Annotated in this window: 10 protein-coding genes; 2 read left to right on the plus strand and 8 right to left on the minus strand. The window is 62.5% G+C overall.

Translation table 11 applies throughout. The annotated features are described in order from the left end of the window. Window positions 1-65: 65 nt before the first annotated feature. The 3 genes from rnd to LPJGGPFB_RS08710 all read right to left on the minus strand — a co-directional run bounded on the left by rnd (window position 66) and on the right by LPJGGPFB_RS08710 (window position 4,030). On the minus strand, window positions 66-1,217 hold the full coding sequence (gene rnd / locus LPJGGPFB_RS08700; RefSeq protein ID WP_173419609.1) for a ribonuclease D: 1,152 nt from the start codon (window positions 1,215-1,217) through the stop codon (window positions 66-68). Between the two features lie 78 nt (window positions 1,218-1,295). After that, window positions 1,296-2,696, minus strand: coding sequence for a multicopper oxidase family protein (locus tag LPJGGPFB_RS08705; RefSeq protein WP_173419610.1), 1,401 nt, complete (start codon window positions 2,694-2,696; stop codon window positions 1,296-1,298). A gap of 95 nt (window positions 2,697-2,791) precedes the next feature. Further along, window positions 2,792-4,030 carry an MFS transporter gene (locus tag LPJGGPFB_RS08710; protein WP_173419611.1) on the minus strand — a complete coding sequence of 413 codons (1,239 nt, stop codon included), beginning with the start codon at window positions 4,028-4,030 and terminating at the stop codon, window positions 2,792-2,794. Between the two features lie 311 nt (window positions 4,031-4,341). Between LPJGGPFB_RS08710 and aspS the strand changes: the two genes are divergently transcribed. After that, window positions 4,342-6,129 (plus strand): aspartate--tRNA ligase, encoded by a 1,788-nt coding sequence (gene aspS, locus LPJGGPFB_RS08715; RefSeq protein WP_173419612.1) that lies wholly within the window; start codon window positions 4,342-4,344, stop codon window positions 6,127-6,129. Between the two features lie 79 nt (window positions 6,130-6,208). Here the strand turns inward: aspS and LPJGGPFB_RS08720 are convergent, their stop codons facing one another. Further along, window positions 6,209-7,414: a serine hydrolase domain-containing protein gene (locus LPJGGPFB_RS08720; RefSeq protein WP_173419613.1), complete on the minus strand. Its 1,206-nt coding sequence runs from the start codon at window positions 7,412-7,414 to the stop codon at window positions 6,209-6,211. A 24-nt stretch (window positions 7,415-7,438) separates the two neighbouring features. On the opposite strand from LPJGGPFB_RS08720, the gene LPJGGPFB_RS08725 reads away from it, so the two are divergent. Beyond that, on the plus strand, window positions 7,439-8,131 hold the full coding sequence (locus LPJGGPFB_RS08725; protein WP_173419614.1) for a TetR/AcrR family transcriptional regulator: 693 nt from the start codon (window positions 7,439-7,441) through the stop codon (window positions 8,129-8,131). 68 nt (window positions 8,132-8,199) lie between these two features. Here LPJGGPFB_RS08725 and groL read toward each other — a convergent pair whose 3' ends face one another. From groL to LPJGGPFB_RS08745, 4 genes are all read right to left on the minus strand, one after another. After that, window positions 8,200-9,828: a chaperonin GroEL gene (gene groL / locus LPJGGPFB_RS08730; protein ID WP_173419615.1), complete on the minus strand. Its 1,629-nt coding sequence runs from the start codon at window positions 9,826-9,828 to the stop codon at window positions 8,200-8,202. A gap of 114 nt (window positions 9,829-9,942) precedes the next feature. Then, window positions 9,943-10,161, minus strand: a complete 219-nt coding sequence (locus tag LPJGGPFB_RS08735; RefSeq protein ID WP_025426507.1) for a hypothetical protein — start codon at window positions 10,159-10,161, stop codon at window positions 9,943-9,945. A 168-nt stretch (window positions 10,162-10,329) separates the two neighbouring features. Next, complete coding sequence (locus tag LPJGGPFB_RS08740) at window positions 10,330-11,337, minus strand: lysophospholipid acyltransferase family protein (protein ID WP_173419616.1); 1,008 nt, start codon at window positions 11,335-11,337, stop codon at window positions 10,330-10,332. Next, on the minus strand, window positions 11,327-12,757 hold the full coding sequence (locus tag LPJGGPFB_RS08745; protein ID WP_173419617.1) for a cytochrome P450: 1,431 nt from the start codon (window positions 12,755-12,757) through the stop codon (window positions 11,327-11,329). Before LPJGGPFB_RS08745 ends, LPJGGPFB_RS08740 begins: the two co-directional genes overlap by 11 nt. Between the last annotated feature and the right edge of the window lie 18 nt (window positions 12,758-12,775).

The raw sequence follows: 12,775 nt of genomic DNA on the forward strand, positions 1-12,775 counted from the left end.
GTGGCGCCAAGGGGCCTTGGCTAGAGCCGGATTCGGGCGGAAGATTGTTGTCCGCCCGCGCGCCTTCAGTCGCCGATTTCCATCGCTTCGATCTTCTTGTCGACGAAGCGCAGAGCCACTTCGCCGTTGATCAATTTCAGTGCCGTATCGCCGAACAGCTCACGCCGCCAGCCTTTCAGCGCGCCGACGTCGGCCTTCTCGCCCTCGGCGGCGATCTTGTCGAGATCGTCGCTGTTGGCGATGATCTTGGCAGCCACACCCTGTTTCTCGGCGATCAGCTTCAACAGCACCTTGAGCATTTCGGTGGCGGCGGCAGCACCTTCCGGCGTGTGGTTCTGTCGCGGCAAGCGTGGCAGGTCGGTCTTGGGAATAGCAAGCGCTTCGTTGACCGCCTCGGTCAGCGCTGCTCCCGCGCTCGAGCGCTCCCAGCCCTTCGGGATCGTTCGCAGCCGCGCCAGTGCCTCGGAATCCTTCGGCTGCTGTTGTGCCACTTCATAGATCGCATCGTCCTTGAGGATGCGACCGCGGGGAACGTTGCGATTGCGCGCCTCACGCTCGCGCCAGGCCGCAACCTTCTGCAGAACGGCAAGTTCGATGGGCTTCTTGACGCGCATCTTCAGGCGTTGCCAGGCGTCATCGGGATGCAGGTCGTAGGTGTCTTTGGCTTCGAGGATGGCCATTTCCTCCGACAGCCACAGCGAACGGCCTTCGCGCTCGAGCTGCGCGTTCAGGTGCTGATAGACGTCGCGCAGATGCGTGACGTCGGCCAGCGCGTAATCGAGCTGTTTCTCGGTCAGCGGCCGGCGGCTCCAGTCGGTAAAGCGCGAGGACTTGTCGATCTGCTCGCCCTTGATCCGGTTGACGAGCTGGTCGTAGGAGACGCTGTCGCCGAAGCCGCAGACCATGGCGGCGACCTGGGTGTCGAAAATCGGGTGCGGGATCAGGTTGCCGAGATGGAAAATGATCTCGATATCCTGGCGCGCGGCATGGAACACCTTGATCACGTCAGGGTTGGCCATCAGCGCAAAGAACGGCGCGAGGTCGATGCCCTTGGCCATCGGATCGACGATGACGGCCATATCCGGGTTCGCCATCTGGATCAGGCAAAGCTCCGGCCAGAAGGTGGTCTCACGCAGGAATTCCGTGTCGATCGTAATATAACTTGAGCGGGCCAGCTGCTGGCAGGCGGCCTCGAGATCTGCGGTTGTTTCAATCATCGGATTTAAATCACTGTGGCAAAAATGCGGCTAGGTTTTTCGTGTAGCCCTTCGTGCCATCCGTCACAATCGAAATTCTCAGACCACCTTGAAATAACCGGTCATGCCGGTCTTCTGATGCTCGATGATGTGGCAGTGGAACACCCAGTCGCCAAGATTGTCGGCAACAAGCGCTATTTCCGCCTGTTCGTCGGGCAAAAGCAGGATGGTGTCGGTCGGCGGCGGCAGGAATGTCCGCTTGTTCGAGCTTAGAATGCGGAAGCTCATGCCGTGCAGATGGATCGGATGGGCATGTGGCGTCCGGTTGGCGATCTGCATCACATAGCTCTTGCCGAGCTTCATCTCCTCGATCGGCGCGATCGGATCGGGCGTGTCGCCCGGCCACGGCACCTTGTTGATCGCCCAGAATGTGTAGCCGAGCGAGCCGCAGATCGAGGGTGTCGCCTTGTGTTCGGCGGTGGCCGTCAGGTCGATCGGAATGCGCGTGGCAACCGACAGGTCCGCCTCGGCGATCGGATTGGCGGGCAGGGCTGAGACATCGCGGATATCTCGATTCAAGGATGGCCCCGCCGCGCGGAAGCTTGCGATCGTCCAGGGATGCGAGCCGCGCAGATTGCCGAGCTTCACCGTGGCGCCCTCGCGGTCCGGCATCCTGACGACGAGGTCGATGCGCTGACCGGGGCCGATGTCGTAGCGGTCGAGAGGGAAGGGCTTGCCGAGCGGGTTGGCGTCCAGCGCCACGACCACGGCGTCCGCGCCCTCCAGCCCGAGCGTATAGATCCGCGTGACGTCCGTTGCCGCAATCCGGACCCTGACGAGGCCGCCGGCCGGCACGTCGTAGCTCGGCTCCTGCTGCCAGTTCGCCGTGCGCACCGTGCCGTAGGTGCCGCCGCGCGCAGCGTCGCGCGGCTTGAACGGGTCGATGAAGGCACCGCCCTTGCCGAGCCGCCAGTCGCGCAGGTTCAGGACGATTTCGGCGTCGAACACAGGATCGTCGGGGTTCTCGACGACGATGACGCCCGTCAGCCCGCTTCCCATCTGGGTCAGCGTGTTGCAGTGCGGATGATACCAGAAGGTGCCGGCATCCGGCGGCGTGAAGACGTAGTCGAAGGGATCGCCCGGATAGACATAAGGCTGGGTCATCTCCGGGACGCCGTCCATGGCGTTGGGGATGCGAAGTCCGTGCCAATGCACGGTCGTCGGCTCGTCGAGCCTGTTCATCAGTCTTGCCGCGTAGGGTTCGCCCATGCGCATCCTCAGCACGGGCGGCATGCCGTTGCTGACAGAGTCCCCGAGCCCATAGGTCATGACCTTGGGTGTAACGCCGTCCGCGGCAATCTGCGCCTCGGTCAGCTGGGCCGTCAGGATCTGCGGATCCGGTGCAGCCCCGGCGCGTGCCGCCATGCCGGCGCCGAATGCGAAAGCGCCACCCAAAGCGGCGGAGCCCTGGAGGAACGTGCGGCGGCTGATCAGGGACATTCTGGCAATCTCGGCAACTGGATGGGAGGTCAGGTTCTAAACCTGATCGTCGCAATCAGCAATTCGCTCGCGCAGGCACATCTTGCCGCAGGGGTTCAGTCGTCCTTGCGCGGTTGGCTTCCACCCGCGAGCTTGTTGAAGAAGGACGACGTCCGCAGCAGGTTGCGAAACGGCATGGCACGGGCTTCCGTCGGCACGCCGCTGCGGGCCGTCATGCGCCTGATTGTATAGAGCATGAAGAGGAAGAGGATGGCGGCGGTATAGATGAACAGCGCCTGCGGGCCGAAGATTTCGAGCAGGAAGGAGGCAAACAGCGGGCCGATGATCGCACCGAGCGACCAGAAGAACAGCATGCCCGCGGAGACCAGCGCATGCTGGCCTTCCGCCGCGTGGTCGTTGGCATGAGCCGAGCACAGCGAATAGAGCGGCATGGCGAAAGCGCCGAACAGGAAGATGCCGGCGAAGTTCAGCAACTCGTCGTTGCCGGCGCCGAAGGCGAGGAAAAGCCCAGCGAGCAAGGACCCGAAGGTGGCAATCAGGATGATCAGGCGCCGGTCGATCTGATCGGAGTAGTGGCCGAGCGGGTATTGCAAGACGACGCCACCGATGATGCCGGCGCTCATGAAGGTGGCGATCGCCGTGACGGACAGCCCGATCCCTTGCGCGTAGATCGGGCCAAGGGAGCGGAAGGCGGCATTGGTCAGGCCGACGACGATGCACCCGACGGTCGCGAGCGGTGAGATGTTCCAGAGCGCCCTGACGTCGAAGCGGATCGCCTCCGGCGCTACCGGGCTCGACCGGTCGGCAAAGGAAATAGGCACGAGCGACAGGGTCAATGCCATCGAGATGATGGCAAAGAGTTCGAAGCCGCCGATCCCGATGCCAGGAATGATGTATTGGGCCGCGGTAACCGAGCCGAGATCGACCAGGCGATAGACGGACAGCGTCCGCGCGCGATTCGTATTGGTGACGCTGGCGTTCAGCCAGCTCTCAACGGTCGCAAAAAGACAGGCGAAGGCGATACCGGCGACCAGCCGCATCAGGAACCACATGAACGGGTTGATGACGAGCACCATGGCGATCGCCGCCGCCGATGCGATTGCTGCCATCGCCGAGAACGTGCGGATATGCCCGATCGAGCGCAGGATGCGGGTGACATAGATGCAGCCAAGCGCGAAGCCGATATTGTAGCCGGCGCCGATGACACCGATCAGCGATGTCGAGAAGCCTTCTTCCAGCGCTCTGAGCGAGATGAACGTGCCTTGCAGTCCGTTGCCACCGATGAGGATGCCTGCGGTGACAAGAAGCGGAATGAGCGGACGAATTTGCGACATGGGGCAGGCGACTTCCGAAGGGCTCGCGAGTCGGGATAAAGGCGGACGCAATATGTGTAACGGCGCATTCGGATGGCGCACAGTCGCGAATTGTGACGATATCCGTTCTTTTCGCGCCGTTTGAGCGAAAGCCTTGTCTTCAGCCCGTGAACAGGGGCGAATTTGTCCGCCGTCGGCGACGCTTCCCGAAGGGAACGCAGACGTCTCGGCTTGACAAAGCCGGCGCATCATGCGCTTTTCCGCCCGATTTTGATCATGTTGCCGCGCGCCGTTCCGGCCTGCGCGGCGCTTTGCAATTCCGGGATAACACGATGCACCGCTACCGCAGCCACACCTGTGCCGCCCTCCGCAAGTCGGATGTCGGCTCCACCGTTCGCCTCTCCGGTTGGGTCCACCGCGTCCGCGACCATGGCGGCTTGCTTTTCATCGATCTGCGTGACCACTACGGCATCACCCAGGTCGTCGCCGATCCCGACAGCCCCGCCTTCAAGGCGGCCGAAACGGTTCGTGGCGAATGGGTCGTGCGCATCGACGGCCTCGTCAAGGCCCGCATGGACGACACCGTCAACAAGGGCATGCCGACGGGCGAAATCGAGCTCTACGCCCAGGAGATCGAGGTTCTTTCTGCCGCCAAGGAATTGCCGCTGCCGGTCTTCGGCGAGCCGGATTATCCGGAAGACGTGCGCCTGAAGTACCGCTTCCTCGACCTGCGCCGCGACACGCTGCACAAGAACATCGTCAAGCGCACGCAGATCATCTCGTCGATGCGCCGCCACATGGGCGAAGTCGGCTTCACCGAATACACGACCCCGATCCTGACGGCGTCGTCGCCGGAAGGTGCACGCGACTTCCTCGTGCCGTCGCGCATCCATCCCGGCAGCTTCTACGCCCTGCCGCAGGCGCCGCAGCAGTACAAGCAGTTGCTGATGGTTGCCGGTTTCGACCGCTACTTCCAGATCGCGCCGTGCTTCCGCGATGAAGACCCGCGCGCCGACCGCCTGCCGGGCGAATTCTACCAGCTCGACCTGGAAATGAGCTTCGTCGAGCAGGAAGACGTCTGGACGACGATGGAGCCGGTCATCCGCGACATCTTCGTCGAGTTTGCCGACGGCAAGCCGGTGACGGAAAAGTTCCCGCGCATTCCTTACGACACGGCCATCCGCAAATACGGCTCCGACAAGCCGGACCTGCGCAACCCGATCGAGATGCAGGCGGTTACCGAGCACTTCGCCGGTTCCGGCTTCAAGGTCTTCGCCAACATGATCGCCTCGAACCCGAAGGTCGAAGTCTGGGCCATCCCGGCCAAGACCGGTGGTTCGCGCGCCTTCTGCGACCGCATGAATGCCTGGGCGCAGAGCCAGGGCCAGCCAGGCCTCGGCTACATCTTCTGGCGTAAGGAAGGCGAAAAGCTCGAAGGCGCTGGCCCGCTTGCCAAGAACATCGGCGAGGAACGCACCGATGCGATCCGCACGCAGCTTGGTCTCGATGACGGCGATGCCTGCTTCTTCGTCGCCGGCGATCCGTCGAAGTTCTACAAGTTTGCCGGTGAGGCCCGCACGCGGGCAGGCGAGGAGTTGAACCTCGTCGACCGTGACCGCTTCGAGTTCTGCTGGATCGTCGACTTCCCGTTCTACGAATGGCTGGAAGACGAAAAGAAGATCGATTTCGCCCACAACCCCTTCTCGATGCCGCAGGGTGGCCTTGAGGCGCTGAACAGCGAAGATCCGCTGTCGCTCAAGGCCTACCAGTACGACATGGTCTGCAACGGCTTCGAGATCGCGTCCGGCTCGATCCGTAACCAGCTGCCGGAAGTCATGGTCAAGGCGTTCGAGCTGACCGGCAAGTCACAGCAGGAAGTCGAAGAGCAGTTCGGTGGTCTCTACCGTGCGTTCCAGTACGGCGCGCCGCCGCATGGCGGCATGGCCTTCGGCATCGACCGCGTCGTCATGCTGCTCGTCGGTGCCAAGAACTTGCGCGAGATCTCGATCTTCCCGATGAACCAGCAGGCCGTCGACCTCCTGATGGGCGCGCCGTCCGAGGCGACGCCGGCGCAGCTGCGTGAACTGGCGCTTCGCCCGATCCCGCAGAAGAAGGACTAAGGTCTTCACAGACTGAGAAACAAGAGACCCGGCGGTTGCCTTCACCGCCGGGTCTTTTCATTTCTACGTGGGTGCAAGCTCAGGGCTTGGCGTAGACGGCGTCGCGCACATCGCGGGTAAACTGGCCCCACATGCCTTCGAACGCCGTGTTGGTCAGGGCCACCACCGTGATGTTTTCGACCGGGTCGACGAACCAGTTGTGGCCATAGGCGCCGCCCCACTGGATCGTGCCCTTGGACTGCGGCGTGCCGGCCCCCGCGGGATCGACGAGCACGGCCCAGCCGTAGCCAAAGCCCCAGCCGGGACCCTGTGTTTCCGCCTTGGGACCGGTGTGGTCCTGCATCATGGTGCTGACCGTTTCCGGCGAGAGCAGTGGCCCGCCGCCCTTGCGGATCGTTTCCAGGAACGTCAGCAGGTCGTTCGCGGTCCCCGCCATGCCGGCGCCGCCAGAGGGGAAGGCATGGGCGTCGAGGATGCGGTCGGGCGAGAAGAGCACCTTGCCCTCGCCGATCGGTACGGCCGCGTTACCCTCCATTCGGACCGGCGCGGGCGAGCCATCGAAGTAGGCTGCGGTCAGCCTGTCCGTCTGCCTCACCGAAAACCCGGTGTCGGCCAATGCAAGCGGCGTCACGACCAGTTCGTCGACAGCCTTGTCCAGCGTCTTGCCTGTGGCTTTCTCGATGACGGCGCCGAGCACGTCGATCGCCACGGAATAGCGCCAGGTCTCGCCCGGTCGGGATGCGAGCGGGACGGTGGCGATGCGCTTCAGATTCTCGTCCAGGGTGATGCCGGAGAGATCGAGCCCATCGGAAACGCCGGCCTTCGCGTAGGAACCGCCTGGCGGCTGGAAGAAGCCGTACTCGAGCCCGGCGGTATGGTTGAGGAGGTGGCGCACCAGGATCGGCGCCTCGCTGCCCTCGAAGTTGGGCCGGAAATCCGGAAGCCATTTGCTGACGGGATCGTCCAGTTTGATGCGTCCCTGTTCGACAAGCCGCATCGCTGTCACCGTCACCAATGGCTTGGTCACCGAGGCAAAGCGGAAGATATCGTTCTGGTGCGCGGCACGGTTCGCTTCCCGGTCGGCAAGGCCCGCAGCTCTGGCATAAACAAGTTCGCCATCGCGAGCGACGAGAACGACGGTGCCGACAATGCGCTTTTCAGCAATCGCTCGATCGATCACCGGGTCGAGCTGCGCTTTGAGTGCCGATTGGCCGTGATCGTCGGCAAGTGCCGGAAAGGCGAGCAGCGCGGAGACCAGGGCAGCACTCTTGAGATGGAGACTCATCGTGGAAAACCTCCTATAATCACAATGACCGTTCCTGAATATGTCAGGTGCGATTCTAATTCTAGAGTGATCGTTGTGAAAAATAGCAGTTTGTTGGAATCATCTACCCGCCGGCGTGGACGACCACGTGCTTTCGACCGCGATGTTGCGCTTGCGGCCGCCGGAGAAACCTTTTGGCGACTGGGATACGAGGGGGCGTCGATTGCCGATCTGACCGCAGCCATGGGGATTACGCCGCAGAGCCTCTATGCGGCCTTCGTCTCCAAGGCGGAGCTCTATCGCGAGGCGCTTGAGCGCTATCGGCAGGAGGAAGGGGCGGCGGCCGGCCGGAACCTGAACGGTGAAGGGCACGTGGTCGATGCTATTGCGAGGCTTCTTCGGATTTCAGCCCATGAGTTTTCGCTTCCCGGTCGGCCGAAAGGCTGCATGATCTCGACCGCCGTTTTGACATGCGCTGTCGAAAATGACGCGATCGCCCGCCACGTGACCGTTCTTCGCAGCCAGACACTCGCGGCGCTCGAGGCGCGGCTTCGCCGTGGCATCGAAGAAGGTGAATTGCAAGAGCACACGGATGCGGGCGGGCTTGCTCGCTTTATCGGCGCCATCCTGCAGGGAATGACGGTGCAGGCTCAGGACGGAGCCGGAGAGGCGGATCTCTTGCCGATTGCCGAATTTGCCATTGCCGAGGTCGCGCGTCACTGCCGGGCCGCGGCCTGAGTTCACGGCAGTCCCGCTCCTCGGTCTGAGCTGGCCGGTCCGCAACCCATGGCACTCATCCCCGCTTCTCAGAAGTCCATGCCCGCACCGTTGGGCGGTTGTGCGGCGCCATCCTTCTTCGGCTTCTCGGCGATCATCGCTTCGGTGGTCACAAGAAGTCCGGCAACGGAGGCAGCGTCCTGAAGCGCTGCGCGCACCACCTTGGCCGGATCGATAACGCCCATCTTGAAGAGATCACCGTATTCGCCCGTCTGTGCATTCCAGCCATAGGCGAAGTCGGTTTTCTCGCGCAGCCTGCCGACGATGATCGAACCTTCGGCGCCGGCATTCTCGGCAATCTGGCGCACCGGCATCTCCACCGCGCGCCGGACGATCTCGATGCCGACCCGCTGATCCTGGTTGGCAACCTTGATGCCGTCCAGCGCACCGACCACCCGAAGCAGGGCGACACCGCCGCCTGGCAGGATGCCCTCTTCGACGGCCGCACGGGTGGCATGCAACGCGTCGTCCACCCGGTCCTTTTTTTCCTTCACCTCCAGTTCGCTGGAGCCTCCGACCCGGATGACGGCCACGCCGCCCGAAAGCTTGGCAAGCCGTTCCTGCAGTTTTTCCCGATCGTAGTCGGAGGTTGTTTCCTCGATCTGCGCCTTGATCTGGCTGACCCGGGCGCCGATGTCGGCCTTGCTGCCGGCGCCGTCGACGATGGTGGTGTTTTCCTTCTCGATCATCACCCGTTTGGCACGGCCGAGCGTTTCAAGCGTGACATTCTCAAGCTTGATGCCGACATCTTCGGAAACGACCGTACCGCCGGTCAGCACCGCGATATCCTCGAGGATCGCCTTGCGCCGGTCGCCGAAACCCGGCGCCTTGACGGCAGCGATCTTGAGGCCGCCACGCAGCTTGTTGACGACAAGTGTTGCCAAGGCCTCGCCTTCGACATCCTCTGCAATGATGAGAAGTGGGCGGCTCGCCTGGATCACCGATTCGAGGATCGGGATCATCGCCTGCAGGTTGGAAAGCTTCTTTTCGTAGATGAGGATGTAGGGATCTTCGAATTCGACCCGCATCTTCTGCTGGTCGGTGATGAAATAGGGCGAGAGATAGCCTCGGTCGAACTGCATGCCCTCGACGATCTCCAGCTCGATCTCGGCAGTCTTGGCCTCTTCTACGGTAATGACGCCTTCATTGCCGACCTTCTCCATCGCCTCGGCGAGGTAACGGCCGATCTCCGTGTCGCCGTTGGCGGATATGGTGCCGACCTGCGCGATCTCCTCGTTATTGGCGATCTTGCGGGCGCGGACTTTGAGCTCGGTGACGATGGCGTCCACGGCCAGGTCAATGCCGCGCTTGAGGTCCATCGGATTCATCCCGGAAGCGATCGCCTTGACGCCCTCCTTGACGATCGCCTGCGCGAGGACTGTTGCCGTCGTCGTTCCGTCGCCCGCAACATCACTGGTGCGCGATGCCACCTCGCGCAGCATCTGTGCGCCCATGTTTTCGAACTTGTCTTCGAGTTCGATTTCCTTGGCGACGGAAACGCCGTCCTTGGTGATCCGCGGGGGGCCATAGGACTTTTCGATGACGACGTTTCGTCCCTTCGGTCCGAGCGTCACTTTCACGGCATTGGCAAGGATATCGACGCCGCGCAGCATGCGGTCGCGCGCGTCGCTACTGAATTTGACTTCCTTGGCTGTCATTGTCGGCCTCCCTCAACACGAAACTCGCAGTCACGTGGCCCGCGATCGAAAAGGGCCCTGACGCTACCGATCGTCAATGTGGCGCCCTCATCGGAAGCGCTGCCGCTCAACACGTTACTCTTCGCCATCATCAGGCGTCAGGATGTCGATCAACGCAGCGACCCGTCCAGCCGGCAGATGCCGTCCTTCGCCGATCAGCGCCTCGTCGTTGTTGACCCAGGCGATTGCTTCGGCGAGTTCTGCCGCACTGGCTCCCGTCGCCAGTAGCTCCGCCATCAGCGTTTCGTCGACCGGGCCAAGAATGGCGGTGATATCCGCATGTTTCAGTCCCATGACGTTCTCCTTCCGTGTGATCGGTCAGGAATGCCGGATGAAGTCTTGCCTTCAGAGAAATGTAGATAGGCGACGGCGCTCGTGCATCAAGCAGAGGCCATCATAACATGGAACGTGTTCGCGCGAAAAAGCCCGGCTTGAGGACGGGCTTGCCAGGTTCCGATCGGATCACTCGGGTCGAAGGCTATTGTCGAGAAAGTACCACTGGTCGAGATTGGCCCGGATAATCGGTTCGATCGCGTTGTTCAACATCAGGATGTCATCCAGCTGCCGGGCGCCGGGGCGGTCCTCGGGCGGAAGCTTTATCGGGGGCAGTGCCCGGCATTCGAAGCGGAAGCCGTCGGCGCGCAGGTTGTACCACGGGCAGATGGTGGCGCCGGTCATGCGGGCGAGGCGGATGGCAATGGCGAGGTTGCCTTCGAGATGTGGCTTGCGGTCGAAGAACGGACCACGGATCAAGCCGCCAAAACCTTCGTCGCAGAAGGTGCTGACGACGCCGCCGCTCTTCAGGATCTTGATCGCAGGGCGAATGCCTTCGGCGCCGGGCGGCAGGAACCGCAAACCCGCCTTGCTGCGAACGCGCTCGGCGATCCAGGCCTTGGCCCGGCCCTTGGGCGGGAGGTAGAAGGCATAGGGGTGGACGTTGATCCTCTGAAGAACGGTTGGCCCAACTTCCCAGTTGCCGAGATGCATGCCGACGATGATGACCGGGCCGGCCTTGACGGCATCATCGATGATTTCGAGACCGTGGAATATCAGCCGATCGCGATTGTTCTGCAACCGGTTCACCACGGAGAACTCGGTCATCAGCCGGCCCTGCGCTCGGCAGTTTTCGCGAAACAGTTCCTGCTGCTCGGTCTCGTTGAGGTCCGGCCGCAATGCGCGGATGGTTTCCTGCGCGCGGCGCGACGCCACCTTGTGGAAGCGCGGCATGGCAAACAAACCGAGCGCTGCACCCAGCTTGGAACAGGCATCCATCGGGAGGAGCTTCATGCCGAAATGCCCGCTGAGGTGCGCGAGGTTCCAGAGATTATCGGTTACCCAGTAGCGCCAGAAGGCACGCAAGCCCTCCCGGCCGGAAAGCGCATCCGCAAGGGAGGGGCGCTCTTGGCTGGCGAATGTCCATGCCTTGCGCTTGGCAATTCTTTCGGCCCGTTGCGGTTCTTCAATGGTCATGGGATGGCCTCTGCCGTCGATGGAGGGTGACCGGAAGCCCGCCCTTCGGTCGCAGCGTCAGGCGGCAGATGGGCTCCACCTTGTGGCCGTCGACGACCGCTACCCGAAACTGCTGCGCGATGATCGCCAGGCACAGAATTGCTTCCGTGAGCCCGAAATGCAAGCCGGGGCAGACGCGCGGCCCACTGGCAAATGGAATGAAACTATAGGGCGTTGGGCGACGCCCTCCCATGAACCGGTCAGGGCGGAAATGATGCGGGTCCTCGAACAGGCTTTCCGTCCGGTGGAGAAGCCAAGGCACGATCAGCACGAGCGAGCCGCGTTCCGCGGCGATATCGCCGATCATTTCTGCCTGACGGGTTTGTCTCGCCAGAATGGGAACAGGCGGGTAAAGGCGAAGCGTCTCCTCGATGATGGCCTTGCACAATTCGAGCTGCGGCACGTCGTCGATCGTCGGCACCCGATCGCCGCAGACGCGGCCAATCTCGTCATGGAGCGCCTTTTCGACCCATTTGGCGCGGGACAGGAGGTACCAGGCCCAGGTGAGCGTGGCGGCCGTCGTCTCATGACCCGCCATGAAAATCGTCGCCGCTTCGTTGCGCAGGGCAACCAGGTCGAGCTTGAGTTCAGGATTTCGCTGCTGGCGACGGATCAACAGCTCAACCATGGAGTTGTGGTCGCCGCGGCCTTCGAGGTGATCCTCGACCACCTTGTCGATGATACGGTGGATACGCTTGACCGAGCGGCGAAGCGTCGGTGTTCGCAAGATCGGGAGCCCATCGTCGAAGCCGAGGAAGTAGCCGAGATTGATCGAATCGACCAGCGACTGGTAGCTGGTGAAGCTGTCGGTGACTGCCGCCGCGCTGTCGTCCCCGAGCTGGTTTCCAAAGACGCTGCGCGCAATGATCTCCGCGGTCAGGCCAGCCATTTCGTGCAGGGCGTTGACCTGCGCACCGTCCGGCATCCCGTTCCAGCGCGCGACCAGTTCGCTGGTCGTGCGCTCCATGACCGGACCGAAGGCAGGCACCCTTTTGGCATGGACGATGTCGGCGACCAGGGGACGCCGCTGTTTCCAGATGTCGCCGTCCGAGATGAAAAGGCCGTCGCCCAGGAGGAATTCGAGTGCGCGGCGCATCTGCGGGCTCTTGCGCTCGAAATTCTCGTGACGTTTGACGACAACCTGGCGGATGAGGTCGGGCGAGTTGACCAGAATGACCTGCCGCCCGATCAGCCGGATCTGGGAAACCTTCTCCGTAAAGTCGTTGTTCCGCCAGATCGACAGAAAATCCGTTCGTGCCTGAAGCAGAAGCCGCAGGGGCTTGCCCGGTGGTCCCGAATAATAGTCGGCGCGCGCAGGCTCAAATCTCTCTTCCGACAGCTCTTCTCTGAATTTTACCGATTGATGGAACCATCCAGCCATTGACGCCCGATCTGTCGA

Source organism: Ensifer adhaerens, assembly GCF_013283195.1.
In the GTDB taxonomy this organism is placed as follows: domain Bacteria; phylum Pseudomonadota; class Alphaproteobacteria; order Rhizobiales; family Rhizobiaceae; genus Ensifer; species Ensifer adhaerens_G.

Bases quoted from the DNA above. Each gene is read 5' to 3' on its own strand.
- groL (WP_173419615.1), bottom strand. From the start codon at position 9,828: ATGACAGCCAAGGAAGTCAAATTCAGTAGCGACGCGCGCGACCGCATG.
- rnd (WP_173419609.1), bottom strand. From the start codon at position 1,217: ATGATTGAAACAACCGCAGATCTCGAGGCCGCCTGCCAGCAGCTGGCC.
- LPJGGPFB_RS08745 (WP_173419617.1), bottom strand. From the start codon at position 12,757: ATGGCTGGATGGTTCCATCAATCGGTAAAATTCAGAGAAGAGCTGTCG.
- aspS (WP_173419612.1), top strand. From the start codon at position 4,342: ATGCACCGCTACCGCAGCCACACCTGTGCCGCCCTCCGCAAGTCGGAT.
- LPJGGPFB_RS08725 (WP_173419614.1), top strand. From the start codon at position 7,439: ATGACCGTTCCTGAATATGTCAGGTGCGATTCTAATTCTAGAGTGATC.
- LPJGGPFB_RS08720 (WP_173419613.1), bottom strand. From the start codon at position 7,414: ATGAGTCTCCATCTCAAGAGTGCTGCCCTGGTCTCCGCGCTGCTCGCC.
- LPJGGPFB_RS08735 (WP_025426507.1), bottom strand. From the start codon at position 10,161: ATGGGACTGAAACATGCGGATATCACCGCCATTCTTGGCCCGGTCGAC.
- LPJGGPFB_RS08740 (WP_173419616.1), bottom strand. From the start codon at position 11,337: ATGACCATTGAAGAACCGCAACGGGCCGAAAGAATTGCCAAGCGCAAG.
- LPJGGPFB_RS08710 (WP_173419611.1), bottom strand. From the start codon at position 4,030: ATGTCGCAAATTCGTCCGCTCATTCCGCTTCTTGTCACCGCAGGCATC.
- LPJGGPFB_RS08705 (WP_173419610.1), bottom strand. From the start codon at position 2,696: ATGTCCCTGATCAGCCGCCGCACGTTCCTCCAGGGCTCCGCCGCTTTG.